Raw genomic sequence first — 26,463 nt, forward strand, 5'->3', positions numbered from 1 at the left:
GCGAAAAAGATGGTGGCGCATTTCAAGGGCAATGTCAGCAATCTATTTTGCATCGCAGCAAGACGGCGACGTGCGCGAAATCGTCATGGGTCAAATAGCCTTTTGAGCCGCATTGGGCCGCACGATCTGCATGACGGTTCTCCTTTCCAGCAGCAGGATCAGGGTCACGTAAACCGCTGCGCCGGTCACGATTTTCGTCGCCAGCCCCATGATCCCGTCAATCTCGAATTCTAGATCGATGAAGGACAGCATGGCCCCCATCCCCAGCAAGGCCAATCCAATCCGCATAAATGGCCTGAATTGATCCACATATGCGATCCCGCCGCTGCGATGGAGAACGAGCGCCCCGACGGTGAAATAGGCAAGGCCGAACAATGGCCACAGCATCAGCGTCCAATGAATGTCCAGCCCGACCGATGCGAGCAGAATGGTTCCTATGCCGGTGATCGGCAACCCAAGCGCCTGTACCATGACCCAGCGCCCCGGATAGCCCAGCGCCTTCACCGCAGCGCCCCAGACCACGCAGGAAAAGTTGAGCAGGCTCCAGATATTGACCGCCACAAGCGCGATCGCCGCCCCTTCCCATCCCGGCCCAAGCAGCACGGCAATCAGATCGGCGCTGACGAACGCCATTCCGACGAACACCGGTCCGGTCACAAGAAACGCCATGCGCGACCCCTGCGATATCATCGCGGCCAGCCTGTCCCGGTCATGCGCGACACGCGACAGGATCGGCAGCGCCAGCCTTTGCGTCACCATCGCCAGCAAGGCCCCGACACCGTCGTTGATCCTGAATGCAATGCTTGTCTGACCGACGGGCACGACGCCGTAATAATAACCCAGCAGGACATTGAACACGCGGGGCGTGGCGGCCCCCAGAAACGCATCGGTCACGCTGAACACGCCAAACGAGGTCAGCTCTTTCGTATAGCCCCAATGCGGCCTGAACCGGGGCATGCGCGATTGCGACGCCAGCATGGTCACCGCTGCCACGAACGCAAATCCGACATTGCCCAGAACGACGCACCAGGCACCGAACCCGGCCAGTGCCAGCCCAATGGTGAGCGATCCACCGACCAGTTTCGCCGTCATATTGCAACGCGACAGGATCCTGAAACGCAGCTTGCGCGCAAACACCGCCTCGGGAATGCCGCGGATGCCGAGCAGCAGACAGGTCAGCGCCTGAACCCTGATCAGCCATGTCAGGTCCGGCTCGTCCAGCCAGTCGGCAAACAGCGGCGCGAGCAGGAACAGCAGCAGAAACACGGCGGTTCCGGCGATCATCGCGCCGGCAAAGGCGGCATCGATGATCCGTACCGACCAATAGCGGCGCCGGACCAGCGCCTCGCTAAACGGCATGGCGATGATTGTTTCGGCCAGCGATACGATAAGAAAGGCCAGACTGCCGAGGCCGAATGCGGCGGGGCCGATGATCCTGCCCGCCGCGAGGCTGACCACGATGGCGGTGAACAGTGCCACGAACGCTTCTGCCGAACCCCACGCAATCGATCCGCGAAGGTTCTTCACGACAGGGACCGTATCAGGGAAAGCAGGCGCTTGCCGTTTTCGGCCCAGTCATATTGCCGCGATGCAGCCTCGAACGCTGCCTCCTGCATCGCGTTCAACCGGTCGAAATCGTCGATGGCGGCAATGATCTCGTCGCAAAGCGCTGCGCTGTTCGGCGCCTTCAGGCAATGGCGGACCACCTCGCTGGCCTGCCCGGCAAGCGCCGATTCCAGTCCGGCGACAGGCGTGCGGGTCATGACATAATCGAGTACCTTCAGCTTGAAGCCGCCGCCGACAGCTTCGATCACCAATCCCATCCGGCATGCCTGAAGGAAAGCTGGCAAATCATCGACATAGCCCAGGAAACGGCTTGCCTTGCAGCTTGCCTCAAGCTTGCGCCGAAAATCGTCGGGAGCGCCGCCGACGATAGCGAGTTCGATGCCCGCCCGGTCGAGCAAGGCGTCGGCGACATCGAGGAATGCGCGCAGATTATGCTGCTTCACGATCCACTGATACGATCCGACTATGGCAACGCGCCTAGGAGTATCCCGGTCTATCCCGCGCGCCCCGACGCGGGTGCCGTTATAGCCCGGCGGTATGACCGCAAGATCGCCGCCTGCACCGATCGAACGGAAGGCGTCGGCGTCCTCTGCAGTCAGCGTGACGACTGCCTCGCACGCTTCGGCCAGCGCACGCTCTGCCCTTGCGGTACGGCGGGCATTCAGCGCGAGCACCGCCTTACGCAGCCGGTTGCCGCGATAGGCTGCGGCGAGATCGCGGGTAACCTGCGTCTCGAAATCATGAGCCACATGGATCACGGGAGGACGCTTGCCCGCCCTCGTCCGAAGGATCGGCAGTGCCCAGATCAAGGCATACTGGTCGAGTACGATCGCGTCCCACTGCTCCTCCAGCAGCGAGATCAGAACCCGCTTGTATTCGCCCGTACCGAAACGGCCCGCGACAAGCGGCAGGGACGAGGCCAGCGCGCGATATTGCGATGCCGGTTTTCCCGGCACGATCCTGAACTCAAGAGAAGAAAGGTAGTCCTGCGGATTTGCATCGGGCGCGTCCGGGCTCGGCAGCCCGACGAAACAGACATGCGCGCCCGACTCTGCCAGCGCTTGCGCGAGAAAGCCGGTGTACATCCTGTCCCCCGCGTCTAGCGGCAGGGGCATGGCGCGCGCCAGCCACAGGACTCTGGGGCCGCTCACGCCGCCACCGCCTTGAGCCGATCAGCCAGTCTCAAGGCCAGAGCCACGATCGTCAGGGTCGGATTCGCGTGGCCGCTGGTGGGAAATACCGACGCGCTCGCCACATGCAGATTATCGAGCCCGTGGACACGGCAGTGCTGATCGACCACACCGTTCGAGGCATCCTGCGCCATGCGGGTTAGCCCGATGTGGTGACCGCCAACGGCAACCGGATTCTGCGCCGCCTCGGCCAGTTCGGGCAGGCTCTCCTCGATCTCCGCAACGCCGCTTTCCGCAAGGCTGTCGTTCAAGGCGCGATAGGCTGCCCTTGCGCTGGCCACGTCAAGTTCCGACGGCTTCCAGTCGATCTGCAAGCGAAACATGCCATGCCGGTCGCGTTCGCTGGAAAGGGTGACGCGGCTCGCGCGCTGCGGTTCCTGCTCGACGTTCATGTCGAGGGCGTACCGTCCCTCGCCGTTCTTGAGCGCGACATAGGGCAGCTTGCGCCGGGCCAGCATATGGCGTTTGATCCAGTCGATGCCGAATCCTGCCACGCGCGGCGCACCGGCGACGATATTGCGCATGTGCCCCGTCCAGAAAGCGGTGCGATGCTCCATCGCGGCGGCGGCCACATGATCCACCATCGCCAGTTTCCTGCGATATTCGGGAATGACGGTATTCTTGGCCACATACATCAGCGACAGGATGCCGTCGCGATGCGCAGGATCGACGATCCCCGGATGGTGCAACCGTACCGACGCATTCAAGACCTGGTAATCCCGCTGAAACTGCGGCGACAGCGTGAACTTGCGCCGGGCATAGACGCCATCGCGCGTCATTTCGAAGCCATGGCTCACCGCCCTGCCTTTCGGCGTCAGCCTCAAGGTTCCCGCCGACAGTTCAAGGTGGCACATATAGGTCCGGCCAAGAAAATCGGAATGGTTACCGATCCCGCCCTGATCGAACCAGCTGTTGGCCAGCAGGCGATAGGTTTCGAGGCCCCCCGCAGCCACTACCACCTGCGCGGCCCTGATCGTTTGCCGCGTTCCGTCAGGTGCCGTCGCCACGCAGCCCGTGACGCCGCTGAAATCGCCGCGCGGAGGCAGATCGACGCAGGCTGCATTGGTGACCATCCTGACATCGGCTGCCGCCACCAGTTTCTCGCGATACTTGGCGAAAACGTCGGTCGGCAGGCTGAACCGCTCGATCACATCGGTCTTCATCGCGCCGTCGGCGAATCCGTCGATCAGCTGGCCATCCGGCAGGGCGGATGCGGATCGATAATCGAACTCACCGGCATCGAGAACGTTCTGAGCCCGCCGGTAGAACGGCACGAGTTCCTCGTAATCCATCGGCCAGCCGGACAGCGGCACCCAGTCCCGCTTTTCGAAATCGACGGGATCGAGGGGGAGGCATCGCCCACCCCAGATTGCGGACGCCCCGCCCGCACGCCGGTGCCGGTACAGCGACGGTTCGGGATGCGCGGGGTTCCGGCTTTCCCCTTCGAGAAACGACTGGCTGTCGGGATCTGGCTTCTCGCCGCCAGCTTCGAGAAGGATGACGTCCTTGCCGCTGCCCATCAGTTCGAGGGCAATGGCAATTCCGGCGGGTCCTGCCCCGACGATGCAGATGTCGCATGCGGTGTCGTCGGGCAGCTTCTGCCGCGTCAGGTCGGTCAGCATGACCGGGCCTTCGCCATGGCGTCATGCGCCTGCCGCAGATGATCGGGATTGCCGGTACCGACAAGAGCCACGCTCACCCCATTGGGTACGGAACCCATCGCCGCGTCGATGTCATGGTCGGTCCGGCCCGCGAACAACTCGCGCACGATCAGTTCGACCTCGCCGGCCATGGCTTTTTGCTTGAGGCGCGGATCCAACAGCAGCACTTGCAGCGGCAATTGCACGACTTCCACCCTGCTGTCCGCAAGCGCAGCTTCGAAAGCTGCGGCGTCGTCGATCGAGACACCGACCCGCCGCGCCATGCCGCGATCCTTGAAGTTGACGAGATGGTCCATGGCATCGCCTTTACCCAGGACGTCTGCCGATGGGCTGTGCAGCAGGAAATTATCGACCGTTTCGCGCCGCAAACGGCGAAGCGAACCAACGATCGCCTTTTCGAGATGCCCCCGGCTCCAGTCCTGTGGAAGGAGCCCTGCCCTGCTGGCCGCCGCAGCCCTGGTCAGGCCTGCCCGCCGGTCCATCAAAGGCTTCAGGATCGGTTTTGCGGTCAGCACAAGCCGTTTTGCCAAGGGGAACCGCTGACCCGCCTTGGTCGTGATGACCGCGTCCGGCGTGGAGGCAAGCAAGCGGCCCAGAAACCTCTCGCTGTCCCCCTGTCCGTAGATATCGGCCGTATCGAAATGCCGAACCCCCATGTCGAGCGCGGCTTCGACAAGGCCGCGCGCCGACTGCGCATCCGTCCCGCCGACGAGCGAACCGAAGCGACTGCAACCCAGTCCGATTGTCGTCACGATGTCCGCTTCTCATGGCCAGTGGCAGACCGGGCATGGCCGCGACGCCCGCAATGCGCCGGGCCGTGCCATAGGAATGGAGATAAGCGACAGTGGAACAAAGCAAAATCCCGGGGTGCTGGCCCTGCGTTCCGGCCGTTGTCGCCCATTCCGGGAAATGCCGTCAAGACGGCGAGGACGCAGTTGCAGCATTCAAAGGGGCTAGATGCCTCGCTCTTTCGTGCCGCAACGGGCCCTTCCCACGCCCATGCCGGTCTGCATCACTCCAGCAGTTCGACCAGTTCCCGGTAATCGTCCGATACGCTTGGATATTGGTCCCGGCTCAACTGCCCCGGATAATCGGCGTTCGAATCCCAATAGGATTGATAGACGAAATCATAGCGGTCGAACCATTCCGCTGCCTTGTCGACGATCAGACCGGAATCGTTCGATCTTACGCCCCACTCGGACATGGCCGTCTTCTTGCCGTGCGAACGCGCGAAATCCTGCTGCCATTGCAGGCCATAGCTGCGCGTGACCGCGAAATCCCATGTCTTGTCGGGCCCGCCCGGATCGTCCGGATGCACATAGAAGCTGAGGCCGACGATATCGACCACGTCGTCGCCCGGATAGGCATCCTCGGGGTTCATGCCGAGATCGCCGATATTGGGCGCCCATTCGAAACGGAAACGGTTCGAGACCGAACGGAATGCCTCGACGAACTTGCGGAAGCCGTTGCGGTACTCGGCTTCCTTGCCGGCGGCCGCCCAGGGCTGCCAGTTGCCGTTGAATTCCCAGCCCGTACGGACATGGATCGGCCCGTTACCCGGCGACGCGTCGAGCAGTGTCCGCGCGGCATTGCGATAGTGATCATCGTAATCGCCGGCGGCGGCTGCATAGAGATTGCCGCCCTGCTCGAACAGCGGGATGGTCCAGTACTTCGTGCGGTTCACATCCTTCCACTCATTGGCCAGCCAGCCGATGGAGCTTTCCCAATCGGTCCAGTTTGCCCGGCCGGTATGAAGCTGAACCGCCTCGCTCCGGGCGCCGAGCCATGCCTCATAGCTACCGAGCGCAGCCGGCTGATTGCCGACATAGACCGAATTCACGGTGATGTTGCTGCTGCCGCTTGGCGCGGGCGAAGGCGCCGGGGAAGGTGTGGGTGCAGGTGCGGGTGCGGGTGAAGGAGTGGGGGTCGGCGCTGGATTCGGAGACGGTGTTGGTGTTGGTGTTGGTGTTGGTGTTGGTGATGGCGCCGGTGTGGGTGATGGTGACTTGCCTGAAGAATCAGGCGCGATCACCACGGGCGGTTTGTCAGTCGCAGAGGTCTCCGACCCGCTTCCTCCTCCACAGGCCGTGAGGATCAGGGCTAGGCATACGCTGCTCATGGCGCGTTCATAACAGTGTTTTGTGGCGGTCATGTGCGGAAAAGGCCACAGGATGCTTAACGTCCGATAAATGCGATGAGTTGACGCATTGTTAACCCGATCGGATGAGGCAGGAATGCCACGAAGCGTGGAACTAATCCGTAGGAGTAGGTGGACGCCCCGAATTGCGGGCCCGATCCACCTGTCAAGCCGCCGCCGAATCCGCACTGAAAAATGGCGCGATTCGCCTAATCATCGCCGACTTGCATGGCGGCATTGAGCTGGCCGAGCGCCTGCGCCTTGAGCTGGTGAACACGCGGAATGCTGACTTCCAGTACCTGCGCGATTTCCGACAGGTTGAGTTCCTCGACGAAATAGAGCTGAACCACCAGCTGAAGCCGTTCGGAAAGCGAGCCGATCGCGACCGAAAGACGGTTCGACTGTTCCGCTGCGACCATTTCGTCATCGGCATCGGGCGCGTCGTCCGCAAAGGCGCTATTGCTGTCGGAATAGCACAGGTCGATGGGGTCGAACCGCATAGGTTGGCTGCTGCACCGCATGGCGGAAAGCGTCTGTGCGTCCATGCCCATGGCATCAGCCACTTCGGCCTCGCCGGGTGTCCGTCCGAGCACCGCAGCCAGCCTTTGCGTCTCGCTCTCGATCTCGCGCCGCTTCCGCGCCGCCGTTCGCGTCGTCGGGGCCTCCCGCCGGATAAGGTCGAACATCGCCCCACGCACGCGCGTCTTGGCATAGGCGGCAAAAGCGTGATCGCCTTGCCCCTGGTGCCGCTGGATACATTCGGTGAGCGCCATAAGGCCCGCCTGCACCAGATCCTCCACCTCCATGCCCGGCCGGCCGCTTCCATAGGCATGCCAGGCGAGCCGTTTGACCATCGGCATGAACTTCCTGATCAGCTCTGCAGGGGTGCTGCCATAGGCGACACGCGCCTGTGCGCGGTCAGGATACGAAAAAGCGGAATGATCGTGCTTCACGCGGCCATCTCCATGGGGGTTTCGGTTTCAGGAATGGCTGCGTCGGATCCAATGATCTCGATCACCTCGATCGGCTGGCTGGCCGGCAGCTCGCCGATCGAGATGACCACGCATTCGGGGGTCCGCTGACGCACCAGCGAGGCGATGGCGCGGCGCGATTGAGGCTGCACCACCAGCGCAGGCGGCAAAGCGCCGGGCCCGCGTTCGTCGACCAGCTGCTTCACCCGCCGCGCGATCGTCGTGGCAAGGCCGGGTTCGATCACTGGCCAACCGGTCACCGGATCGCGCAGCCCCTGCAGGATGGCGCCTTCCAGCGCGCCGTCCAGCGTGATCACGGGCAGCGACCGCGTCGGGGGACAGATCCGCCCTACGATCGTAGCACCAAGATCGGAGCGCACCCTGTCGACAAGCGCTTCGTGTTCCTGCGTGCCCTGTACCGCGCGGGACAGGCTGGCGAAGATCGGCAGCGGGTGGCTGATGGCAATGCCATCCTCCAGCAGGCTGCGCAGAACCCGCGTCACCGCGGCAAGCGACAACGGCTGAGGGTGAAAGGTTTCGACCAGATGTTCCGAGTGCTGCTTCGTCGCTTCCAGCAATTCGCGCACTTCGTCCGGTCCCAGCAGGTCATGCGCCCTTTCGCCGAGGAGCTGGTTGAGATGCGTCGCTACCACCGTTCCGGGATCGACGACGAGAAACCCGGCGGCCGTAGCATGATCGCGATTGCCTTTATCGATCCACAGCGCGGGGCAGCCGAAGCTGGGATCGCGGGTCTCCGTGCCCTTCAGGCGATGCGTGGCCGACGCCTCGCCGGTGTCGATGGCGAGCAGGCGGTCGGGCTCTACCGACGCGCCGCCCAGTGCCACGCCGCCCAGCATGATCCGATAATCATAAGGCGCCATGTCGAGCGCGTCGCGCAGCCGGAACTGAGGGACGACAAAGCCGAAATTGCGCGACAGCTGCTTGCGTACGCCGGTAATACGAGCGATGAGCGGCGATCCCTTTTTCTCGTCGACGAGAGGTACCAGTCCGTAACCCAGTTCGAGGCTGACCAGCGTCATATCCGACACATCGCCCAGATCGATCCTGTGCGGATCCGCCGGTGCTGCGGCCACCGGTTCGATCGCGGGTTTGTCGGCCCGCTTTTTCAGACTGCGCGCGAGCCAGAACGCGCCCCCCGCGGCAGGCAGGAAGATCGACTGCGGCATCGCCGGGATCATCCCCACCGCGGCCAGCACCACACCCACCGGCAGCCAGCTTCGCGGGTCGGCGAACTGGCCGCCAATCTGGCCCGCCAAATCCCGGGCATCCGACACGCGGGTCACGATCACCGCCGCCGCGATCGACAGCAGCAGTGACGGCACTTGCGCCACCAGCGCGTCACCGATTGCGAGCTGGATGTAGGTCTCTGCCGCCTCGCCGGCGGAGAGCCCGTGGGTGATCATGCCAAGGCACAGGCCCGCGATGATGTTCACCGCCAGGATCAGCAGCGCCGCGATCGCATCGCCCTTCACGAATTTCGACGCACCGTCCATCGAACCGTAGAAATCCGCTTCGGTAGCCACTTCGCGGCGGCGGGCCTTGGCTTCATCGGCGGTCATGATGCCGGCGGCAAGGTCGGCATCGATGGCCATCTGCTTGCCGGGCAGCGCATCCAGCGTGAAGCGGGCCGAAACCTCGGACACGCGGCCCGCGCCCTTGGTCACGACGACCATGTTGATGATCATCAGGATCAGGAAGACGAAAATGCCGACCGCGAAATTGCCGCCGATCAGGAACGCGCCAAACGCCTCGATCACATGGCCTGCCGCCGCACCGCCTTCGTGGCCGTGGACCAGCACGACGCGGGTGGACGCGACGTTGAGCGCGAGGCGAAGGAGTGTCGCGAATAGCAGGACCGACGGAAAGGACGAGAAATCCAGCGGCTTTTGCGCATTCATCGCCGCCATCAAAACGGCGACCGAAAGCGCGATGTTCAGCACGAAGGAGATGTCGAGCAGGATCGCAGGAACCGGAACGATCATCAGCAGCATCAGGGCGATGATGCCGCCCGGCAGCGCCATGGCGGCCAGGTCCGCTTTGCGCCTTGCGCTTCCTGCGGCGGTCACAGGCCGAATCTTTCAAAGCGCGCATAGGCAGCCTTCACCGCTGGCGGCGCCGCCTGCGGGTTGTTGCCGAACATCGACTGCAGGCTGTCGCTCATCGACCTGCCGCCCGCGATTTGCGTGGTGACCGGCATGGCGCGCGCTGGCGGCGGGGCGGGAATGCCGCGTTCGACTGGCGGCAAGCCTGCGCCGAGCTCGCCCGTCATCGCGCCTTCGACCTTCGCTTCGATGATGGCCATGACTTCGGCAAGACTGCGTTCGGTGCCCGATCCGGTGCGGAATATGCCGCGATTGGCCGCGCTGGCCGCGGGCAGCAGGGCGGTTGCCGAGGCATCGGGATTGCGGGCGAGCGCCGAGATGAAGCGCGTCGCGTCGCCGCTGCCGAGGAAATGGCCGAGATAAAGCTCTGCGGCGTTCGGCTGGCGGCCCAGCGTGCGCATCATCTCGTCGCGGTTGTCACCCGCGAGTTCGCCCGCCATCAGGGCCGAGGCGGCAGGGTCATAGCGCAGGCCCATGATGTGGCCCGCCAAGCTGCTGTCGGTGATCCGCCCGTTCGCGATGGCGGCGCTGGCCCAGCCCAGCCCGTGCTTTGCACCGTGGCGTTCCAGCGTGGACAGCCAGGTCGCATTGGTGAACTGGAACAGCCCCGCCGCGCTGGAGGTAGCGGCCTTTGCTTGCGGGTTCAGCGAGGATTCGATCTTGGCCTGCGCCAAGAGGAAATTGAAATCCTCACCGGTGCGTTCGGCGGCGCGGGCTATGTCGGCGCGTATCGAGGCACCGGTGCCGGCGGGTGCTGGCACATGCGCGGCTGAAACGGGCGGTCCACTCATCGGGGTCGATCCTGTCGGTTGTCGTGACAGGATTGACAAAGCAATTAGCGTGCCAGTTTCACCTCATGCCGTGTCAGGCCCGCATGTCGGCATAGCGTTTCGCGCCGTAAAGGCGCGGCGATCCACTCAGCATGTCGATCCGCGCGGCGATATTGGCGGCGACCAGATTGCGCATCTGGCGGTTCACCTCGTTCGCGTCGCGGGCGGCGCGGCTCATCGCACGGCATTCCTCGTCGAACGATGCGAGGTCTGCTTCGTCGAGACGGTCGCACAGGCCCAGCTTGGTGCGGGTCGCTTCGGTGATGGCGTCGAGGTCGAGACCGGCAATCGCCTGCCGTTCGGTTTCCAGCACGGCAAGCATCTGCCGCAGCGCGTCCTTCAGCCTTGCATTGACGGTCATCGTTCGGTCCCTGTCATGCCGCCCGTGATCCCGATTGCCATCATGGCGTCGGCGATCTTGCGCGGTTCGATGGAATAGGTGCCATCCGCCAATGCCTTGCGTATTTCGGCCACGCGGTCCTTGTCGACCGGCGCTTCGCCGACATCGAGCGTTTCGGACATGACGATGCCCGATGTTACCTGCTTTCGCGGTTCGGTCGGGGCGCCTGCCGGTGCGCGCACGGACGAAAGGCGCGTTTCGCCCGGAATGTGGGGACGGATCGGTCCGATATCGTACGATGCCATTTCGCGGGTTCCCTAAAAGCGGTCCGAACACCATGACGGACGCTGAAAGAGATCTTTAAGGGCCGCTTGCAAATTGCCCCTGTCCGGTCGGCCCCTATCCTGTCGTCAGAGTGACGACACCGGGGCCGGTGACGCGGGCGCGCATGATGTCGGCGCGGCGATTGCCGGTCATGGCGGGGCGCACCTTGATCCAGTCGCCGACCGCGCCGCTTTCCAGCGCCTCGCCGGGGCGGGAGATCGAGAAGCCCTGCCCCGCGACCGAGATCGACACCGCATCGCCGCGCTGCACCGCGTCTTGCCGCGCCGCCGCTGCCTGAGCCGCCGGGCGGGCATGGACGGGCATGTAGAGCCGCCATCCGCCCGCGTCGGGACACTGCAACATGACCGTATCGCGTTGCTCGCTGCGCCAGGCTATGTCGACGGGCACGTGGCAGGGGCGCAGTTTCAGCCTGCGGTCGAGCGGCTGCATTGCGCCGCCTTCCTCGCCGATCGGCGCGCCGGTGAACTCGGCGATCCGGCGGTCGAGCGCGGCGAGATCCTGCACATCCTGCGCCGCGGCCGAACCGGGAGCGGACAGGAGCAGGGAGATAAGGGCGTATGCGGAGATCATGACAATGGCCTTTCGGGTTTTGCCATGCTCCTGCAAAGCCCGTGCCAGATGCATCGAACCCGCGCCGAAAAGTGACAAAGGTGACACGTCCTACAACGGTTGTAACCCGGCCCTGCACCGCGGAAATGCGCGGGTTTCGGCCCAAAAGTGACAGCAGGGACCTGCGGAGAAATTTCACGCATTTGAAAGAGCAGGAAGGAGCTAACCCGCCGCCTGCCTGTAGGACAGTGAAAACTATAGGACAGTGAAAACAGCGACCTAGCCATCATAGGCGAGCACGGCGCTCGGCTGGCCGCCGTCGGGTTGCAGGACGATGCGCGGGACTGCGCCCGCCGCGACCGCCTGTGCGGCCAGTGCGGCGGCGGCGGACATGGCCGTTTCGGGGTGGGCCGGGTCATAGCCCATGGTGATCTGTAGTCTCGCGCCCTTGCCCAGCCCTTGCGCGGCGATCCAGTCGGCGATGGGCGGAGCATCGGGCGATGCGCGGTAGATGGCCTGGGGGATAGGGTCGAGATTGGACGCGTCGGAGGACTTGCCTCCACCCGCATAGGACGCGGTGACGATGAACAGGATCAGCGCCAGATCGGCGAGCATGATTGCCCAGCCCGCGCCGCCCGCCTTGGCGTGACCGATCATAGGCAGAGCGGCAGGCATCAGGCCGCCTCTGCCGCGTCAGGCAGCGGCAGGGGGTGCACCACCGCGCCTTCCAGCTGCCATGCGGTCCAGCGCATCAGCTCGTCGCGGGCCTGTTCCTCGGCCTCGCCCGAGCGGCGGATCGCCTCGGCCAGCGGGGTCAGCACCAGCTGCGCCAGCAGCACGCCGTAGAGCGTGGTCAGCACCGCCCCGGCCAGCGCGGTGTTCATCCCCTGCCCCGGATCGGCGGGCAATTGCGACAGCGCCAGCAAGGTGCCTGCTAGCCCGAAGGCAGGCGCGTTCTCCGCCGCCATCGCCAGCGTTGCATGGGCGCGGCGGTTGTCGGCCATGCGCAAGGCGCGAAAGCGGGCCATCTGCTTGTGGAACAGCGCGATATTGCGCGCATCGACCATCGCCCTGGCTGCCTTCTGGCTGGCACGGTCACGGAAATAATAGGGTTCGGTGCGCACCAGCCCGTCGACGCGCACATCCTGCACCATGCGCGCGAGATCGCTGCGCAGCGCGTCCTCGTCGAATTCGCGCGTCGCCAGATGGCGCACGGTGGCGATCGTCGCGCGGCATTCGCCCAGCCCTGCACGCAGCAAGGTCGCCAGCGCCGTGCCGCCAATGACGACGGCGGCGGACAGGGGATCGACAAGCGCGCTGAAATCCATCGAAGAATGCTGCCCTCTGCCGGCGTGGTGACTCATCGGTCGTGACGGGCAAGACGGATCGCGCGGCGATTTTTTCAGAGGGGCCGCGTTTTGCGGCAATGCCAGCGGCAAGATGTTGCCGCGCGTTTGCCGCCGCTTGCCGCTTCGCCCCGCGCGAACGGTGCAAGCCGCGGTTTTCCTGCCATTCTTGGCAATTGGCACGGCTCTTGCTTTTACCCCTTGCGAGATAGGCGAAATCTTTCGCAGCAGGAAAGGCAGGGATCATGCCCGGCGATTTATTCGGAATTCATGGGGCCGCGCTGCAATTGCGTTCGCAGCGCATGGGCGTGCTGGCGTCGAACATCGCCAATGCCGGAACCCCCGGATACAAGGCGCGCGACATCGACGTCACCGCCGCGCTGGCCCGCATGCAGGGCGGCGGCAGCGTCGACCAGGCCGCAAACGGCGCGACCCTGTTTCGCGTGCCGGTGATCGCCTCTCTCGACGGCAATACGGTCGAGCTGCAGAACGAGCAGATCGCCTTTTCCGAAAACGCCGTGGGCTATGCCGCCACGCTCGACCTGATCCGCGGACGGGTCGAGACCGTCACCCGCGCCATCCGGGGAGAGTGAGCATGGCCGACCGTCCCTTGAATGCCTTCTCCCTCGCCCAGCGCGGCATGTCGGCGCAGATGGTGCGCATGAACGCGGCGGCATCGAACCTTGCCAATGCCGGTTCGGTCGCCGCCAGCGAGGGCGAGGCCTATCGCCCCGTGCGCGCCGTGTTCGCCGAGGATCTCGACCGCGCGAGCGGCCAGTCGACCGTGCGCGTCCGCTCGGTCGTGCGCGAGAATACTGCACCCCCCCGCCGCTACGAACCCGGCCACCCGCTGGCCGACGCCAATGGCGAGGTCTGGGTGTCGCCCGTCGATGAGAATGCCGAGATGGTCGAGATGCTGGAAGCGTCGCGCCAGTACCAAAACATCGTCGAGGCCCTTTCCACCACCAAGCAGCTGATGCTCGACACGATGAGGCTCAAATGACGATTTCCTCCGTAAATTCCGCCAGCGCGCCTGCGCCCGCGTCTTCGGGCGGCGGTTTCGCCTCGCTCGACCAGTCCGATTTCCTGAAGCTGATGACGGTGCAGATGCAGCACCAGGACCCGTTCGACCCGGTCGATAACAAGGAGATGCTGGCCCAAATGGCGCAGTTCTCGCAGCTGTCCGCCAGTTCCGAGACGACCAGCGTGCTCGAACAGATTTCCGCAAAACTTGATGCCCTCGCGGCGCTGGCCGCCGAAAAGGAGTAATCTCGCATGTCCTTCTACACTTCGCTGAGCGGGCTGAAGAACGCCCAGACCGGCCTGAACGTCACCGCCCATAACATCGCCAATGCCGAAACGAGCGGGTTCAAGAAATCCTCCGCCAATTTCGCCGATCTGGTCGCGGGTTCGGCCAATGCGGATCCGCGCATGCTGGTGGGTATCGGATCATCGGTGGATTCGATCACGCAGAACTTCGACGTCGGCCCGATCGAGCAGACAGGCGCATCGCTCGATCTTGCGATCACGGGCGACGGGTTCTTCTCCACCGTGTCGCTGGCCGACGGGAAGACGATGTACACGCGCAATGGCGGGTTCGGCATCGACGAGGCTGGCAATGTGCAGGACGGCGACGGCAATGTGCTGCAGGTCTTCGCGCCCGGCGCCGATCCTGCCGTCGATGCGCCGGTCGGGGCTCTCGTTCCGTTGGTGAACGGCGCGGGCAGCGAGTTTGCGGGCATCACCGTCAACCGCGACGGTTCGATGCTGGCATCCTATGCCGACGGCACCACCACGGCGCTGGGCACCGTGGCGCTCGCCAATTTCACGACGCCGACGGGGCTGCGGCAAATGGGGTCGTCCAACTGGACCTCCACCGGCATTTCGGGCGTGGCGACCTATGGCGCACCCAATGTGGGTCGCAACGGGGGGATCATGTCAGGCGCGATCGAGCGGTCGAACGTCGACCTGTCGGAAGAGCTGGTCAGCCTGATCACTGCGCAGCGCTATTTCCAGGCGAATGCCAAGGCCATCGATACGGCAACCCAGATCAGCCAGACGATCATCAACCTGCGGACCTAATCATGGACCGGCTGATCTATTCCGCCGTGTCGGGCATGAGCGCGAGCATGGTGCGTCAGCGCGCCATCGCCAGCAACATGGCCAACGCGCAGTCCACCGGCTTCAAGGCCGAGATCTTCGATTCCCGCCCCGTCACCCTCGACGGCGGGCCGGTCGAGGTTCGCGCCCAGAACCGGACCGAGGTGCGCGGCGCGCAGATGGCGGACGGCGAGGTGAACGACACCGGCAATCCGCTCGACATCGCGATGCAGGGCGATGTGCTGCTGGCGGTGCAGGCACCTGACGGCAGCGAGGCCTATACAAGGCGCGGCGATCTGTCGATTTCGCCCACCGGCGTGCTGCAGACGGGCGACGGATTGCCGGTGATCGGCGATGCCGGGCCGGTGACGGTGCCGCTGGGCGGCGATGTCGCGATTGCGCCCGACGGGGCGATCCTGCTGTCCGATCCCGCCGTGCCCGAAGCCGCGCCCGAACGGATCGGCCGGCTGAAGCTGGCGAGCGCCGCGGGTAGCGATCTGGTCAAGGGCCTCGACGGACAATTCCGCGTTCGGGGCGGCGGGATACTGCCCGAAGACCTCGACGCCAAGCTGATCACCGGCGCGTTGGAGGGGTCGAATGTCGTCTCTTCCGAAGTGCTGGTCGAGATGATCGAGGCGCAGCGCCTGTTCGAAATCCGCACCAATGTCGTCTCCACCGCCCGCGATCTGGATGAGAGCGCGGCGCGGCTGATGCGTCTTTCATAAGGGAATTCTTCGATGCCCAGTTCAGCACTCCACGTCGCCCGCACCGGGCTTGAGGCGCAGGATGCGCGCATGCGCGTCATCGCCAACAATCTCGCCAATGTCGGCACCACCGGCTTCAAGCGCGACCGCGCCAATTTCGCGACGCTTGCCTATCAGGCCGCGCGGGTGGCGGGTCAGCAGAGCAGCAACCAGACCGAATATGCCGAGGGGCTGAACCTTGGCACCGGCGTGCAGATCCAGTCGACCAGCCGGATCGTGACGCAGGGCACGCTGAACAACACCGGAAATGCGCTGGACCTGGCGCTGGACGGCGACGGCTATTTCCAGATCGAAATGCCCAACGGACAGATGGGTTATACAAGGGCGGGCAATTTCACGCGCTCTGCCGATGGCTTGCTGGTGACGTCGCAGGGCTATGCGGTGCAGCCGCAGATCACCATTCCCGAGGGCATGACCTCGCTGACCATCAGCGACGACGGCACCGTCTCCGCCATGGTGGCGGGCGATGCGGAGCCGGTCGAACTGGGCCAGCTGACCATCGCCAATTTCGCCAATCCGGGCGGGCTGCGGCCGATTGCGGGCAATTATCTTGAGGAAACCGCGGGCAGCGGCCCCGCCCTGCTGGGCGTCGCGGGCGAGGAAGGGCGCGGCCATGTGCAGCAGGGGATGCTGGAGGGCAGCAATGTCAATGTCGTGCAGGAACTGGTCGACATGATCGAGACGCAGCGCGCCTACGAGATCAATTCCAAGATGATCTCGTCCGTCGACCAGATGCTGCAGAATGCGAACCAGACGCTGTGACCATGCGCCTAGTCCTTTCGCTCGTCGCGCTTGCCAGCGCATCGGCCTTGCAGGCGCAGGATGCCGAGATGGCGTACGAGCCTGCCCTGCCCTATCCGCCCTCGCCGCCCGCGGCGAATGGCGGGATCTTTCAGCCCTACACCGGCTATGTCGGGCTGTACGAAGGGACGCGTGCGCACCGGGTGGGCGACCTTGTTACCATATTGCTGATCGAAAGCACGATCACGTCCAAGTCCGTGCGGTCCAAAAACGACCGCAGCGGCAGCCTTGCGCTGATCCCCCCGGTGACCGGTCCGTTCGCGTTTCTTTCCCCCAGCGACCTTAAAGCCGCGGGCTCCGCGTCGTTCTCTGGAAGTGGAAGCGCGGGGCAGACCAGCACGATCGCCACCGCGCTGGCCGTGACCATCGTCGAGGTTTTCCCGAACGGGACCGCGCTGGTGCAAGGAGACAAGGACATGCTGCTTAGCCAGGGGGACGAATGGGTGCGCTTTCGCGGCATCATCCGGCTGGCCGATGTCGACGCGGAAAACACCGTGATGTCGAGCCGGGTGGCCGATGCCAGCATCGAATATTCTGGCAAGGGCGCGTTGCAGCGGGCGAGCAAGCCCGGCTGGCTGTCGCGCTTCTTCTCCATCATCAGCCCTTTCTGACGAGGCCCGCGATGCGCCGCTTTTTCCTTATCCTTGCCGCCCTTTGCACCGGCCTGCTGCCCGCGACGGCGCAGGCGGAGCGTGTTCGCGACCTTGGCCAGTTCCAGGGCGTGCGTTCCAACCAGCTGACCGGATACGGCATCGTGGTCGGGCTTCCGGGCACGGGCGACGACAATCTTGAATATGTGACGCAGGCGATGAAGGGCGTTTCTGGCCGGATGGGCCTGCAGCTGCCGCCGGGCGTGCAGCCCGCGCTTAAGAACGCTGCCGCGGTGATCGTTACCGCCGACCTGCCAGCCTTTGCCAAGCCCGGCCAGCGAATCGACGTGACCGTGTCGACCATGGGCAAGGCCAAGTCGCTGCGCGGCGGGGCGCTGATCATGACGCCCTTGTACGGGGCGGACGGGCAGATCTATGCGATGGCGCAGGGCAATCTGGCCGTGGGCGGTCTGGGCGTGTCCGCTGCCGACGGATCGAAGCTGACCGTCAATGTTCCCACCGTGGGCCGCATCGCCGATGGCGGCAGCGTCGAACGCGCGGTCGCGACCGGCTTCGATAGCGGCGAGGTGCTGCGCTATAATCTGTTCAACGCCGATTTCCTGACTGCGAGCCGGGTGCGCGATGCGATCAATCGCATGCTGCCGGGCACCGCGAGCATAGAGGACGGGGTGACGCTGGCGCTGCGACTGCCCGCGGGCAGCGACCGCCGCGCCAGCCTGATGGCCGCGATCGAGATGCTGGAGATCTCGCCCGCCGAGACGCCCGCGCGCGTGATCGTCAATTCGCGCACCGGCACCGTCGTGATCAACAGCGCGGTCCGCCTGTCGCCCGCCGCGATCAGCCACGGCACTTTGACGGTGCGGATCGACGAGAACCCGATGATCGTCCAGCCCGGCCCGTTCAGCGACGGCCGTACCGCGCTTGAGCCCAATTCCGAGATCTATGTCGGCGAGACCGGCGGACAGGTCGCCCTGTTCGAACCCGGCGCCTCACTGTCCGAGATCGTCGATGCGCTGAACCTGCTGGGCGTGGGCGCGTCGGACCTTGTCGCAATCCTGGAAGCGCTGAAGCAGGCGGGCGCGCTCAAAGCCGAAATGGTGATCCTGTGAGCATTTCGATCAACAATGGCGGCAGCCCTGCTCCGCTTGGCGACCGCGCGCAGCTGCGCGAGGCGGCGAAGAATTTCGAGGCGATCTTCCTGCGCCAGATGCTGTCCGCCGCGCGCGACAGCTCGATCCGCAGCGATCTGTTCGGATCGAACGGGTCGGACACCTTCAGGCAGATGCGCGACGACGCGTTTGCCGACATCGCCTCCGAACGCGGCGTGCTGGGACTGGCCGACATGATCGAGTTTCAAATGTCCAAGAGCATCAAGGGTTAAGGTCGGTGGCTTCAGATCTCATCTCGATTGCCCGCAGCGGCACGCGCACGGCGCGGCAGGCGCTGGACGTGACGGCGAACAATATCGCCAATGCTTCGTCCGAGGGCTATGTCCGCCGCACCGCCCAGATGAACGAGGTCATGGCGACCGGCGGCATGTCGGGCGTCGGCAATCTGACATTGGCGGGCGTGCGGCTGAACGCGGTGGTGCGCAACGCCGACGCGTTCCGCCAGTCCGAAGTGCGGCGCACCGGTTCCGACCTTGCCCGCGCCAATGCCGAATTGTCGGGCCTGACGCATATCGAGAACGCGCTGGAACAGAGCGGGCTCTACGAGGCGGTCGTGGGGTTCGAGGCCTCGCTGAGCCGCCTGTCGTCGAACCCCGTCGACCGCTCGCTGCGCGCCGCCGCTCTCGAAGCCGCGCGGGGTATGGCCGATGTGTTCAACCTTGCCGATGCCGCGCTGAAGGCCGCGGGCGAAGGCGTGACCTTCGAAGCCGGGGCCGAGGTCGATCAGCTCAATCTGCTGACGGGCGAGCTGGCGACGATCAATGCCAAGCTGGCCCGCGCCGCCGGAGGATCGGGAGATCAGGCGACACTGCTGGACCGGCGCGACCTGCTGCTGGGCGAATTGTCGCAGAAGATCGGCGTGCATACCGCCATCGCGCCTGACCAGACCGTGCAGATCCGCGCGGGCGATGCCAGCGGGCCGCTGCTGCTGAACGGCGATACGGCGAGCGCAGTCTCGATGACAAGTGCGGCGGACGGGACCCTGAATTTTGCCGTGGGCGGCGTCGGTATCGTGCCGGGCGCGGGATCTTTGGCGGGTCATGCGCAGGCACTGGACGAGCTGGCCGATGTGTCGGGCAGGCTGGACGCGCTGGCGATGGACATGATGAGCGCCGCCAACACGGCGCAGGCGAATGGCGCGGCGCTGGACGGCAGCGCGGGTCTGGCGATGTTCGGCGGGACCGGCGCGGGCGACCTGACGCTGAACCTGTCCGACGGATCGCTGATCGCCACCGCCCCTGCCGGATCGCCCGCGAACAGCCGCGATTTGTCGAACCTGACCGCGCTGCGCAATGCCCTGACGGCAGGCGGCGTGGCGGCCAATCTCGATGGGCTGCTGTTCGATGTGTCCGCACTGGTGAACGGGCGGACCACGACGCGCGACACCCTGGCGACCATCGCGGACAACGCCAGCGTCGCGCTGCAGGCGCAGGCGGGCGTCGATCTCGACGAGGAAGCGGTCAATCTCGTCCGTTTCCAGCAGGCGTTCCAGGCCTCGGGCCGCGTGATGCAGGTCGCCAGCGATATTTTCGATTCCATCCTCGGCATCAGGTGAGGCACGCATGAGCATTTACGGAACCGGCACCTCGGCCTTTTACGCACGGTCGCGCTTTGACATGGCCGCGCTGCGCAGCCAGGCCGAGAAGACGCAGGGCCAGCTGTCGAGCGGCAAAAGGCTGGAGCGATCCTCCGACGATCCGGTCGCGGCCTCGCGCCTGCGCACGCTGGACCGGCAGGACCGGCTGGGCGAAGTCGACGTGTCGAACACCAATCGCGCGGCGGGCGATCTTGGACTTGCCGATGCGGCGCTGCGGTCGATCGCGGATCTGGTGACGCGTGTCCGCGACCTGTCGATACAGGCGGGTTCGGAAACGCTGAACGACACGCAGCGCGCCGCCATCGGGATCGAGATCGGGGAGATCCACAACCAGCTCGTTTCGCTTGCCAATGCGCGCGATGCGGGCGGGCATGCGCTGTTCGCCGGCGAGGCGACAGGCGATGCCTATGCTGTCGATGGCACGGGACAGGCGGTCTATCTGGGCACCGCCGCGTCGGGCGAAGTCGAGCTTGGCGAAGGGCAGACCGTCATCCGCTCGATCACCGGGCCGGAGATATTCCAGATCGATGTCGGGGGCACGCCGGCGAACCTGCTGAACGTGGTGAAGGACCTGTCGCTCGCACTGGGCGGCGCGGTTCCCGACACGGCGCAGGCGGCGCGCGACGCACTGGGCGGGCTGACCGCGGGAATCGACAATATCGCGACCAACCAGACCGTGCTGGGCGCGCGCCTCGTCTGGCTGGATTTCGTCGGCGAACGGCAGGTCGATCTGGGCGAAATGCGCGCCACCGAAGAAGCCGACAAGGGCGGGGTCGACATCGCCGAGGGCATGATCCGCCTGCAGGAAACCATGACCGTTCTTCAGGCCAGCCAGGCAGGCTTTACGCGCCTGTCGGGCCTGAGCCTGTTCGATCACATTCGCTGAACTCTTCAACGCAAGCTACGGAAATAGCATCATGTTCGCAGCCATCGGTATCGTCATCCTGCTTGTTATGGTGTTCGGCGGGTTCGCCCTCACCGGCGGTGCGCTGGGGCCTGTCATGCATGCCGTCCCGCATGAAATGCTGATCATCGGCGGCGCAGCGCTCGGCGCGGTCGTCGCGGGCAATTCGATGCACGAACTGAAGGCCATCGGCGGCGCATTCGCCAAGGTGTTCAAGGGACCGAAGCATTCGAAACAGGATCACATCGACGTAATCGTGCTGAGCAGCCGGTTGATGAAGATGCTGCGCAACGAAGGCCCCGTCGCGGTCGAGAGCCATGTGCAGGACCCAAAGAACTCCGCGATTTTCAATGAATTCCCCCGGCTTCTTGCCAACAAGCCTTTGATCGACCTGCTGTGTGATGCGATCAGCCTGCAGGTGGTGTCGTCGGGCTCCCTAGAACCGCATGCGGTGGAAGAGGTCATGGACAATGCCATGAAGACCCATTTCCACGGGCTGCACGAGCCGCAGCATGCCTTGCAAAACCTGGCCGACGCATTGCCCGCACTGGGCATCGTGGCCGCCGTTCTAGGCGTGGTGAAGACGATGGGGTCCATCGACGAACCGCCATCGGTGCTGGGAGGCATGATCGGGTCGGCGCTGGTCGGCACGTTTCTGGGTGTGCTGCTGGCCTATGGCATCATCGGCCCGCTGGCCGGGCGGCTGAAGCAGATCAACGAGCAGGACGAGCAGATCTTCCACGCCGTCAAGCAGGTCATCATCGCCAGCCTGCACGGATGGCCGCAGCCGCTGGTGGTCGAAAGCGCGCGGTCGGGGCTTGGCCACGGGTTCCGGCCGGGCATGAACGAGATGCTCGACGCGATGCGGGGCAAGTAGGATGGCAAGCGCCCCGGTCGATCCGAATTTCGACGGCAGGAACAGCCGGCCCGTCATCGTCAAGAAGGTCACTGTCGTCGCTGGCGGCCATCATGGCGGCGCGTGGAAAGTGGCCTATGCCGATTTCGTGACCGCGATGATGGCGTTTTTCCTGCTGCTGTGGCTGCTGAACGCCACGACCGAGGAGCAGAAGCAGGGTCTCGCCGACTATTTCTCCCCTACGCTCGTCCAGATGCGCGAGAACAGCGCGGGCAGCAACGGGCTGCTGGGCGGCGCGTCGTTTTCCGACATGAACAGCGTGTCGAACGCCAGGTCCGAGCGCGGGCAGATGTCGATCTCGCCGCCGCTGGAATCGGGCAAGGCCGGACAGTCCCAAGAGACCCGCCGCGCGGTCGAGCGCATGCTGCAATCGACCCCTCGCCTGCGCCGCCTCGCCAAGCAGGTCAGGCTGGTGCAGGTGACTGAGGGGATCCGCATGGATCTTGTCGACGATGCCGATTTTGCGATGTTCCACCTTGGCACCACGGTGCTGACGGCGGACGCGCGCGAATTGCTGAACGCCATTGCCGAGGCGGCGGCGGCGCAGAACACGCAGATGACATTGCGCGGGCATACCGATGCCCTGCCCTGGCGCGACGGCGTGCCGGGCAACAACTGGTCGCTGTCGGCCGGTCGCGCCGAGGCGACAAGGCTGGAACTGCTGCGCGGCGGGATCGCCAAATCGCGCTTTGCCCGGATCGAGGGCGTTGCCGACCGCGAGCCGCTGATCGCGAACGACCCTAACGATCCGCGCAATCGCCGGATCTCGATCACGGTGCTCGACTGATGGGGGCGCTGGTTCGAAGGCAGGAGCGCAAGAGCGTCGAAGGCCTGTGCCGCTATCGCTTCGGCGGCGGGATCGCCGTGCCGGTGCGCATTTCCGATCTGACCGAGGGCGGCTGCAAGATCACCTCGATCCCGCGCGCGCTGGCCGAGGGCGACCGCATTTCCATCGGCATAGAGCCGCTGGCCCCGGTATTCGCCACCGTCAAATGGGTGGACCGTGGACGCGAGGCCGGGCTGAAGTTCGACAATCCGCTTTACCCGTCGGTTTTCGACTGGCTGCTCTCGAACATGAAGGCCGGCTGACACGGCATTATTGCCGGTCTGACGCCAATCCAGTAAAACGCGCGGGGTCCATTGCAAGGATACGCGCCATGCGACGTCGCCGCCTGATCGGTTACTGGGCCTTACCCGTTCTTATCCTGTCACAATCCGCCTGCTGGGAGGATTCGTCCGCCGAGACCGGCGCGAATTCGGCGCAGCCTGCGGAAGCGCCTGCCGTCACAGATGACGAGATCTTCACCGCCGCGGGCTTTACCAAGGGCGCGGGCGGCTGGACGAAATGCGGCGACCCCGGCACGGTCAGCTATGAACCCGGCCAGATTGCGGGGCGCGGCGATTTCAACGGCGACGGCCTGCCCGATGCGGTGGTGGTCGAGGGCGGCACCTATTGTTTCGGCATGACGGGTTCGGGCTATACGCTGGTCAGCCGTCAGGCGGACGGGCAGTGGCGCATCATGGACGAGCGGCCCGGCATCCTTGAGTTCCTGGACACCACGGGCACGGACGGCTGGCCCGATATAGAAGTCGGCGGCCCCGGTTTCTGCTTCCCAGTCATCGGCTGGAACGGCAGCTCCTATGAAACCGTGCGCTGGGAATATGAGGGCAAGGCCTGCACAAGGCCCTGATCCGTGTGACCCGAACACGAAAAAGGCCCGGCGGTCTGTAACCGCCGGGCCTGAACGATCGCCCGTATCGGGGGGAAGTGACGCGGGCGACGCCCCCTTTCTTAGCGGAGCAGCTGCATCACGTTCTGCTGGCTCTGGTTCGCCTGGCTGAGCATGGCGGTCGAGGCCTGGCTAAGGATCTGCGCCTTGGCCAGTGCGGTCGTTTCGGCCGAATAATCGGTATCCTCGATCCGCGAACGCGCGTCCGACAGGTTGGTCGAGTTGGTGGCGAGATTGTTTACGACGCTTTCCAGACGGTTCTGGCCGGCACCCAGCGTGGCGCGGGTGGCGGAGATGTCGGTCAGGGCCGCATCGACATTGGTGATCGTCGTCGCGGACAGCGCGGCGGTCGTCACGTCGAGCGCGGCCGCATCCATGTCGGTGATGTCCAGCGCCTTGCTGGTCAGCGTGACGACGTCGGTCGCCTTTGCACCGGTCGCGATCGAGAAGGTCACGTCGGTCGCGCCATCGGTGCTGAAGAGGGCGACGCCGTTGAACTGCGTATTGGCAAGAACGTCGCCGATCTGCGCGGTCAGCTCGGTCACTTCGGCCTGGATGTTGGTGCGGTCGGCGGCAACATAGGTGCCGTTCTTCGACTGGACGGCCAGTTCGCGAACGCGCTGCAGCATGTTGGTGACTTCGTTCAGCGCGCCTTCCGTCGTCTGCGCAAGGGCGATGCCGTCATTGGCGTTGCGCATGCCCTGGTTCATGGCGCGCACGTCCGACGTCATCTTGGTGGCGATGGCAAGGCCTGCCGCGTCGTCCTTGGCGCCGTTGATGCGCTTGCCGGTCGACAGGCGTTCCATGGCGGTGCCCAGCTGGCGGTTGGCCGAGACGGAGGCGCTCGACGCTTTCATCGCGGCGATATTGGTATTGATTACGGACATAGTGAAACTCCTGGTCTTGAGACTTCCTGGTCTGAAGTATTCCCGGTCGGCCAAGCCCCAATTGCCTGGCTGCCACGGGGAAAAGCGGACGATGCGGCGGGAGTTTAAGGGGCGGGATCCAAATTTCGGTCCGGTTCGGATGTAATGCTTAACGACTAGGTGGTTTTCCCTAATCGTTTCGCGGAATTCGTTTCCGATCCCCCCTTTAATAGCGGCCTTGAACGTTGCAGCATTAAGGGGGGAACCTGGTGTCCGCTGTTCAATACACCGAGAATGCGCGTGCCCGTCACGGCGCGCTGATACAGAGAATGTCGGCCATCTGCGGCATCACGCTTGCTGCCGAGGGCAAAGGCGAGATTTTCGTCCGCGATGCAGCAGAGGATACGCCTCCTCCGCCGCGGGCCCGCGTCGTCGAATTGTCGCGCGGCGAGCAGCTGTCCATCATCCGCAAGGGCGCGCGCCATGTTGCGGTCACCTATGAAGATGCGATGTCGGACGGCGCGCTGGCTGCGGCGCTTTGCGCCATGTCGGGGCCGGAAGATCCCATCGCGGGCGATCCGGAAAGCCTTGCGGTCTTCGCCCTTGCCCAGCGCATCGCGGCAAGCGACATTCCCGTGTTGATCAATGGCCCCACCGGCACCGGCAAGGAAGTGCTGAGCCGCTTCGTCCATTCGCGCAGCCCGCGGGCGGACAAGCCGTTCATCGCGGTCAATTGCGCCGCCATGCCCGAAACCATGCTGGAAGCCATGCTGTTCGGTTACCAGAAGGGCGCGTTCACAGGGGCTAATGCAGCAAGCGAGGGCTTCATCCGCGCCGCCGACGGTGGCAGCCTGCTGCTGGACGAGATCAGCGAGATGCCGCTGGCCTTGCAGGCCAAGCTGCTGCGCGCCTTGCAGGAACAGGAAGTCGTGCCCATCGGCGCAAGCGTTCCGGTCAAGGTCGACGTGCGCATCATCGCCGCCGCCAACCGCGACCTGTCGCGCGAAGTGGCCGAGGGACGGTTCCGGCAGGATCTCTATTACCGGCTGAACGTGTTTCCGCTGGGTCTGGAAGCGCTTGAGCATCGCCCGCAGGACATCGCCCTGCTGGCGCAGGCCATGGTGATGCGTCACAGCCCCGCGATCGGCCCAGTGCCCTGCATCGCGGACAGCGCCATCGCCATGCTGAAGGACCACGACTGGCCGGGCAATGTGCGCGAGCTGGAGAACGTGATCCGCCGCGCGCTGCTGCTGGCCGATGGCGCGCCGTCGATTGGCGCGAACCACATCATGTTCGACCGCGCCCCTGCCCGCGCCCTTTTCCGCGAGGAACCGCGCGAGACCGCACGGGTCATTCCGCTGAAGACCGTTCGTCATGAACCGGCTGCCCGCGAGGAAGCCTGCCTGTCGAGCGTGAAGCAGGAATCCGAAATGCGCGCCATTCTGGAAGCGCTGGAGGAATGCGGCGGCAACCGCCTGCGCACCGCCGACCGGCTGGGCATTTCGGAACGGACATTGCGCTATCGCCTCGCCTCGATGCGTGAGGCGGGTGTCGAGATCGAGCGCCGTGCCAGCGGAGGCGTGCAATGTCGCCGGTAAGCGGTGCGGGCTCTGCCATGAGCGTCCAGCAGATCATCGATTTGCGCAACCAGATCATCAATCGCAGCGACGCGCTGCAAGGCATCCACGCGCCGGAGGCTGCCGCTGCTGGCGCTGCCGGTCCGGCGCAGGGGTTCGATGCGACGCTGCAGGCGATGATGGGCAGCGTGAATGCCGCGCAAACGAAGGCCGATACCGTCAGCGCCGCCTATCAGCGCGGCGAAGTCACCGACGTGGCGCAGGTGATGCTGGCCCGCCAGGAAGCCGGCGTTGCGTTCGAGGCCACGCTGCAGGTTCGTAACAAGCTGCTGTCCGCCTATCAGGACATCATGCGGATGGGGGTCTGATA

General features: G+C 64.8%; 31 protein-coding genes. 17 read left to right on the plus strand and 14 right to left on the minus strand.

Going from position 1 to position 26,463, the window contains the following annotated elements:
- Positions 1-90: 90 nt before the first annotated feature.
- The 13 genes from AC4FIJ_RS00055 to AC4FIJ_RS00115 all read right to left on the minus strand — a co-directional run bounded on the left by AC4FIJ_RS00055 (position 91) and on the right by AC4FIJ_RS00115 (position 13,040).
- A complete protein-coding gene (locus tag AC4FIJ_RS00055; protein WP_490334682.1) occupies positions 91-1,527 on the minus strand; it encodes an oligosaccharide flippase family protein in 1,437 nt (478 codons plus the stop codon).
- Positions 1,524-2,717: a glycosyltransferase family 4 protein gene (locus AC4FIJ_RS00060; RefSeq protein WP_490334683.1), complete on the minus strand. Its 1,194-nt coding sequence runs from the start codon at positions 2,715-2,717 to the stop codon at positions 1,524-1,526. The genes AC4FIJ_RS00055 and AC4FIJ_RS00060 overlap by 4 nt, the downstream gene beginning before the upstream one ends.
- Positions 2,714-4,378, minus strand: a complete 1,665-nt coding sequence (locus AC4FIJ_RS00065) for an FAD-dependent oxidoreductase (RefSeq protein WP_490334684.1) — start codon at positions 4,376-4,378, stop codon at positions 2,714-2,716. The genes AC4FIJ_RS00060 and AC4FIJ_RS00065 overlap by 4 nt, the downstream gene beginning before the upstream one ends.
- Positions 4,372-5,169 (minus strand): aldo/keto reductase, encoded by a 798-nt coding sequence (locus tag AC4FIJ_RS00070; protein WP_490334685.1) that lies wholly within the window; start codon positions 5,167-5,169, stop codon positions 4,372-4,374. Before AC4FIJ_RS00070 ends, AC4FIJ_RS00065 begins: the two co-directional genes overlap by 7 nt.
- A gap of 260 nt (positions 5,170-5,429) precedes the next feature.
- Complete coding sequence (locus AC4FIJ_RS00075) at positions 5,430-6,257, minus strand: glycosyl hydrolase (RefSeq protein WP_490334686.1); 828 nt, start codon at positions 6,255-6,257, stop codon at positions 5,430-5,432.
- Positions 6,258-6,763: 506 nt separating this feature from the next.
- Positions 6,764-7,507 (minus strand): sigma-70 family RNA polymerase sigma factor, encoded by a 744-nt coding sequence (locus AC4FIJ_RS00080; protein WP_490334687.1) that lies wholly within the window; start codon positions 7,505-7,507, stop codon positions 6,764-6,766.
- The gene (locus tag AC4FIJ_RS00085) at positions 7,504-9,567 is read right to left on the minus strand and encodes a flagellar biosynthesis protein FlhA (RefSeq protein WP_490334928.1); all 2,064 of its coding nucleotides are present in this window, start codon (positions 9,565-9,567) and stop codon (positions 7,504-7,506) included. Before AC4FIJ_RS00085 ends, AC4FIJ_RS00080 begins: the two co-directional genes overlap by 4 nt.
- 41 nt (positions 9,568-9,608) lie before the next feature.
- Positions 9,609-10,439, minus strand: a complete 831-nt coding sequence (locus AC4FIJ_RS00090; RefSeq protein WP_490334688.1) for a transglycosylase SLT domain-containing protein — start codon at positions 10,437-10,439, stop codon at positions 9,609-9,611.
- A gap of 73 nt (positions 10,440-10,512) precedes the next feature.
- Positions 10,513-10,839, minus strand: coding sequence for a flagellar protein FlgN (locus tag AC4FIJ_RS00095; protein ID WP_490334689.1), 327 nt, complete (start codon positions 10,837-10,839; stop codon positions 10,513-10,515).
- Positions 10,836-11,123: a flagellar biosynthesis anti-sigma factor FlgM gene (gene flgM / locus AC4FIJ_RS00100; RefSeq protein ID WP_490334690.1), complete on the minus strand. Its 288-nt coding sequence runs from the start codon at positions 11,121-11,123 to the stop codon at positions 10,836-10,838. The genes AC4FIJ_RS00095 and flgM overlap by 4 nt, the downstream gene beginning before the upstream one ends.
- Before the next feature lie 94 nt (positions 11,124-11,217).
- Entirely contained in the window at positions 11,218-11,733 is a 516-nt protein-coding gene (locus AC4FIJ_RS00105) for a flagella basal body P-ring formation protein FlgA (protein ID WP_490334691.1), read from the minus strand.
- 258 nt (positions 11,734-11,991) lie between these two features.
- Positions 11,992-12,387 carry a hypothetical protein gene (locus AC4FIJ_RS00110; RefSeq protein ID WP_490334692.1) on the minus strand — a complete coding sequence of 132 codons (396 nt, stop codon included), beginning with the start codon at positions 12,385-12,387 and terminating at the stop codon, positions 11,992-11,994.
- The gene (locus tag AC4FIJ_RS00115) at positions 12,387-13,040 is read right to left on the minus strand and encodes a MotA/TolQ/ExbB proton channel family protein (RefSeq protein ID WP_490334693.1); all 654 of its coding nucleotides are present in this window, start codon (positions 13,038-13,040) and stop codon (positions 12,387-12,389) included. Before AC4FIJ_RS00115 ends, AC4FIJ_RS00110 begins: the two co-directional genes overlap by 1 nt.
- A 263-nt stretch (positions 13,041-13,303) precedes the next feature.
- Here AC4FIJ_RS00115 and flgB point away from each other — a divergent pair, with 263 nt between their 5' ends.
- The 15 genes from flgB to AC4FIJ_RS00190 all read left to right on the plus strand — a co-directional run bounded on the left by flgB (position 13,304) and on the right by AC4FIJ_RS00190 (position 23,611).
- Positions 13,304-13,651 carry a flagellar basal body rod protein FlgB gene (gene flgB, locus AC4FIJ_RS00120; protein ID WP_490334694.1) on the plus strand — a complete coding sequence of 116 codons (348 nt, stop codon included), beginning with the start codon at positions 13,304-13,306 and terminating at the stop codon, positions 13,649-13,651.
- A gap of 2 nt (positions 13,652-13,653) precedes the next feature.
- The gene (gene flgC / locus AC4FIJ_RS00125) at positions 13,654-14,061 is read left to right on the plus strand and encodes a flagellar basal body rod protein FlgC (protein WP_490334695.1); all 408 of its coding nucleotides are present in this window, start codon (positions 13,654-13,656) and stop codon (positions 14,059-14,061) included.
- Positions 14,058-14,327, plus strand: coding sequence for a flagellar hook assembly protein FlgD (locus tag AC4FIJ_RS00130; RefSeq protein WP_490334696.1), 270 nt, complete (start codon positions 14,058-14,060; stop codon positions 14,325-14,327). The genes flgC and AC4FIJ_RS00130 overlap by 4 nt, the downstream gene beginning before the upstream one ends.
- 6 nt (positions 14,328-14,333) lie before the next feature.
- The gene (locus AC4FIJ_RS00135; protein ID WP_490334697.1) at positions 14,334-15,140 is read left to right on the plus strand and encodes a flagellar hook-basal body protein; all 807 of its coding nucleotides are present in this window, start codon (positions 14,334-14,336) and stop codon (positions 15,138-15,140) included.
- Between the two features lie 2 nt (positions 15,141-15,142).
- Positions 15,143-15,883, plus strand: coding sequence for a flagellar basal body rod protein FlgF (locus tag AC4FIJ_RS00140; RefSeq protein ID WP_490334698.1), 741 nt, complete (start codon positions 15,143-15,145; stop codon positions 15,881-15,883).
- Positions 15,884-15,895: 12 nt separating this feature from the next.
- The gene (flgG, locus tag AC4FIJ_RS00145; RefSeq protein WP_490334699.1) at positions 15,896-16,684 is read left to right on the plus strand and encodes a flagellar basal-body rod protein FlgG; all 789 of its coding nucleotides are present in this window, start codon (positions 15,896-15,898) and stop codon (positions 16,682-16,684) included.
- A 2-nt stretch (positions 16,685-16,686) separates the two neighbouring features.
- A complete protein-coding gene (locus AC4FIJ_RS00150; protein ID WP_490334929.1) occupies positions 16,687-17,334 on the plus strand; it encodes a flagellar basal body L-ring protein FlgH in 648 nt (215 codons plus the stop codon).
- A gap of 11 nt (positions 17,335-17,345) precedes the next feature.
- Complete coding sequence (locus AC4FIJ_RS00155; RefSeq protein ID WP_490334700.1) at positions 17,346-18,443, plus strand: flagellar basal body P-ring protein FlgI; 1,098 nt, start codon at positions 17,346-17,348, stop codon at positions 18,441-18,443.
- Positions 18,440-18,715, plus strand: a complete 276-nt coding sequence (locus tag AC4FIJ_RS00160; RefSeq protein WP_490334701.1) for a rod-binding protein — start codon at positions 18,440-18,442, stop codon at positions 18,713-18,715. Before AC4FIJ_RS00155 ends, AC4FIJ_RS00160 begins: the two co-directional genes overlap by 4 nt.
- A 5-nt stretch (positions 18,716-18,720) precedes the next feature.
- Positions 18,721-20,058 carry a flagellar hook-associated protein FlgK gene (flgK, locus tag AC4FIJ_RS00165; RefSeq protein WP_490334702.1) on the plus strand — a complete coding sequence of 446 codons (1,338 nt, stop codon included), beginning with the start codon at positions 18,721-18,723 and terminating at the stop codon, positions 20,056-20,058.
- A gap of 7 nt (positions 20,059-20,065) precedes the next feature.
- On the plus strand, positions 20,066-20,986 hold the full coding sequence (flgL, locus tag AC4FIJ_RS00170; protein WP_490334703.1) for a flagellar hook-associated protein FlgL: 921 nt from the start codon (positions 20,066-20,068) through the stop codon (positions 20,984-20,986).
- A 31-nt stretch (positions 20,987-21,017) separates the two neighbouring features.
- The gene (gene motA / locus AC4FIJ_RS00175) at positions 21,018-21,881 is read left to right on the plus strand and encodes a flagellar motor stator protein MotA (protein WP_490334704.1); all 864 of its coding nucleotides are present in this window, start codon (positions 21,018-21,020) and stop codon (positions 21,879-21,881) included.
- Position 21,882: 1 nt separating this feature from the next.
- Positions 21,883-22,707, plus strand: a complete 825-nt coding sequence (locus tag AC4FIJ_RS00180) for a flagellar motor protein MotB (protein WP_490334705.1) — start codon at positions 21,883-21,885, stop codon at positions 22,705-22,707.
- Positions 22,707-23,009: a PilZ domain-containing protein gene (locus AC4FIJ_RS00185; RefSeq protein WP_490334706.1), complete on the plus strand. Its 303-nt coding sequence runs from the start codon at positions 22,707-22,709 to the stop codon at positions 23,007-23,009. The genes AC4FIJ_RS00180 and AC4FIJ_RS00185 overlap by 1 nt, the downstream gene beginning before the upstream one ends.
- A gap of 68 nt (positions 23,010-23,077) precedes the next feature.
- Positions 23,078-23,611, plus strand: coding sequence for a hypothetical protein (locus AC4FIJ_RS00190; RefSeq protein WP_490334707.1), 534 nt, complete (start codon positions 23,078-23,080; stop codon positions 23,609-23,611).
- Between the two features lie 101 nt (positions 23,612-23,712).
- Here the strand turns inward: AC4FIJ_RS00190 and AC4FIJ_RS00195 are convergent, their stop codons facing one another.
- Positions 23,713-24,537 carry a flagellin N-terminal helical domain-containing protein gene (locus AC4FIJ_RS00195; RefSeq protein WP_490334708.1) on the minus strand — a complete coding sequence of 275 codons (825 nt, stop codon included), beginning with the start codon at positions 24,535-24,537 and terminating at the stop codon, positions 23,713-23,715.
- Positions 24,538-24,785: 248 nt separating this feature from the next.
- Here AC4FIJ_RS00195 and AC4FIJ_RS00200 point away from each other — a divergent pair, with 248 nt between their 5' ends.
- Both AC4FIJ_RS00200 and fliE read left to right on the plus strand, forming a co-directional pair.
- On the plus strand, positions 24,786-26,114 hold the full coding sequence (locus AC4FIJ_RS00200; protein WP_490334709.1) for a sigma-54 interaction domain-containing protein: 1,329 nt from the start codon (positions 24,786-24,788) through the stop codon (positions 26,112-26,114).
- Positions 26,102-26,461, plus strand: a complete 360-nt coding sequence (gene fliE, locus AC4FIJ_RS00205; RefSeq protein ID WP_490334710.1) for a flagellar hook-basal body complex protein FliE — start codon at positions 26,102-26,104, stop codon at positions 26,459-26,461. The genes AC4FIJ_RS00200 and fliE overlap by 13 nt, the downstream gene beginning before the upstream one ends.
- The last annotated feature ends 2 nt before the right edge of the window (positions 26,462-26,463 follow it).

This window comes from Croceicoccus sp., from assembly GCF_983967925.1.

Coding starts and splice junctions, on each gene's coding strand:
- AC4FIJ_RS00065 (WP_490334684.1), bottom strand. CDS start 4,378: ATGCTGACCGACCTGACGCGGCAGAAGCTGCCCGACGACACCGCATGC.
- AC4FIJ_RS00085 (WP_490334928.1), bottom strand. CDS start 9,567: ATGGCGCTGCCGGGCGGCATCATCGCCCTGATGCTGCTGATGATCGTT.
- AC4FIJ_RS00090 (WP_490334688.1), bottom strand. CDS start 10,439: ATGAGTGGACCGCCCGTTTCAGCCGCGCATGTGCCAGCACCCGCCGGC.
- AC4FIJ_RS00095 (WP_490334689.1), bottom strand. CDS start 10,839: ATGACCGTCAATGCAAGGCTGAAGGACGCGCTGCGGCAGATGCTTGCC.
- flgM (WP_490334690.1), bottom strand. CDS start 11,123: ATGGCATCGTACGATATCGGACCGATCCGTCCCCACATTCCGGGCGAA.
- AC4FIJ_RS00105 (WP_490334691.1), bottom strand. CDS start 11,733: ATGATCTCCGCATACGCCCTTATCTCCCTGCTCCTGTCCGCTCCCGGT.
- AC4FIJ_RS00110 (WP_490334692.1), bottom strand. CDS start 12,387: ATGCCTGCCGCTCTGCCTATGATCGGTCACGCCAAGGCGGGCGGCGCG.
- AC4FIJ_RS00115 (WP_490334693.1), bottom strand. CDS start 13,040: ATGGATTTCAGCGCGCTTGTCGATCCCCTGTCCGCCGCCGTCGTCATT.
- flgB (WP_490334694.1), top strand. CDS start 13,304: ATGCCCGGCGATTTATTCGGAATTCATGGGGCCGCGCTGCAATTGCGT.
- flgC (WP_490334695.1), top strand. CDS start 13,654: ATGGCCGACCGTCCCTTGAATGCCTTCTCCCTCGCCCAGCGCGGCATG.
- AC4FIJ_RS00130 (WP_490334696.1), top strand. CDS start 14,058: ATGACGATTTCCTCCGTAAATTCCGCCAGCGCGCCTGCGCCCGCGTCT.
- AC4FIJ_RS00135 (WP_490334697.1), top strand. CDS start 14,334: ATGTCCTTCTACACTTCGCTGAGCGGGCTGAAGAACGCCCAGACCGGC.
- AC4FIJ_RS00140 (WP_490334698.1), top strand. CDS start 15,143: ATGGACCGGCTGATCTATTCCGCCGTGTCGGGCATGAGCGCGAGCATG.
- flgG (WP_490334699.1), top strand. CDS start 15,896: ATGCCCAGTTCAGCACTCCACGTCGCCCGCACCGGGCTTGAGGCGCAG.
- AC4FIJ_RS00150 (WP_490334929.1), top strand. CDS start 16,687: ATGCGCCTAGTCCTTTCGCTCGTCGCGCTTGCCAGCGCATCGGCCTTG.
- AC4FIJ_RS00155 (WP_490334700.1), top strand. CDS start 17,346: ATGCGCCGCTTTTTCCTTATCCTTGCCGCCCTTTGCACCGGCCTGCTG.
- flgL (WP_490334703.1), top strand. CDS start 20,066: ATGAGCATTTACGGAACCGGCACCTCGGCCTTTTACGCACGGTCGCGC.
- motA (WP_490334704.1), top strand. CDS start 21,018: ATGTTCGCAGCCATCGGTATCGTCATCCTGCTTGTTATGGTGTTCGGC.
- AC4FIJ_RS00180 (WP_490334705.1), top strand. CDS start 21,883: ATGGCAAGCGCCCCGGTCGATCCGAATTTCGACGGCAGGAACAGCCGG.
- AC4FIJ_RS00185 (WP_490334706.1), top strand. CDS start 22,707: ATGGGGGCGCTGGTTCGAAGGCAGGAGCGCAAGAGCGTCGAAGGCCTG.
- AC4FIJ_RS00190 (WP_490334707.1), top strand. CDS start 23,078: ATGCGACGTCGCCGCCTGATCGGTTACTGGGCCTTACCCGTTCTTATC.
- AC4FIJ_RS00195 (WP_490334708.1), bottom strand. CDS start 24,537: ATGTCCGTAATCAATACCAATATCGCCGCGATGAAAGCGTCGAGCGCC.
- fliE (WP_490334710.1), top strand. CDS start 26,102: ATGTCGCCGGTAAGCGGTGCGGGCTCTGCCATGAGCGTCCAGCAGATC.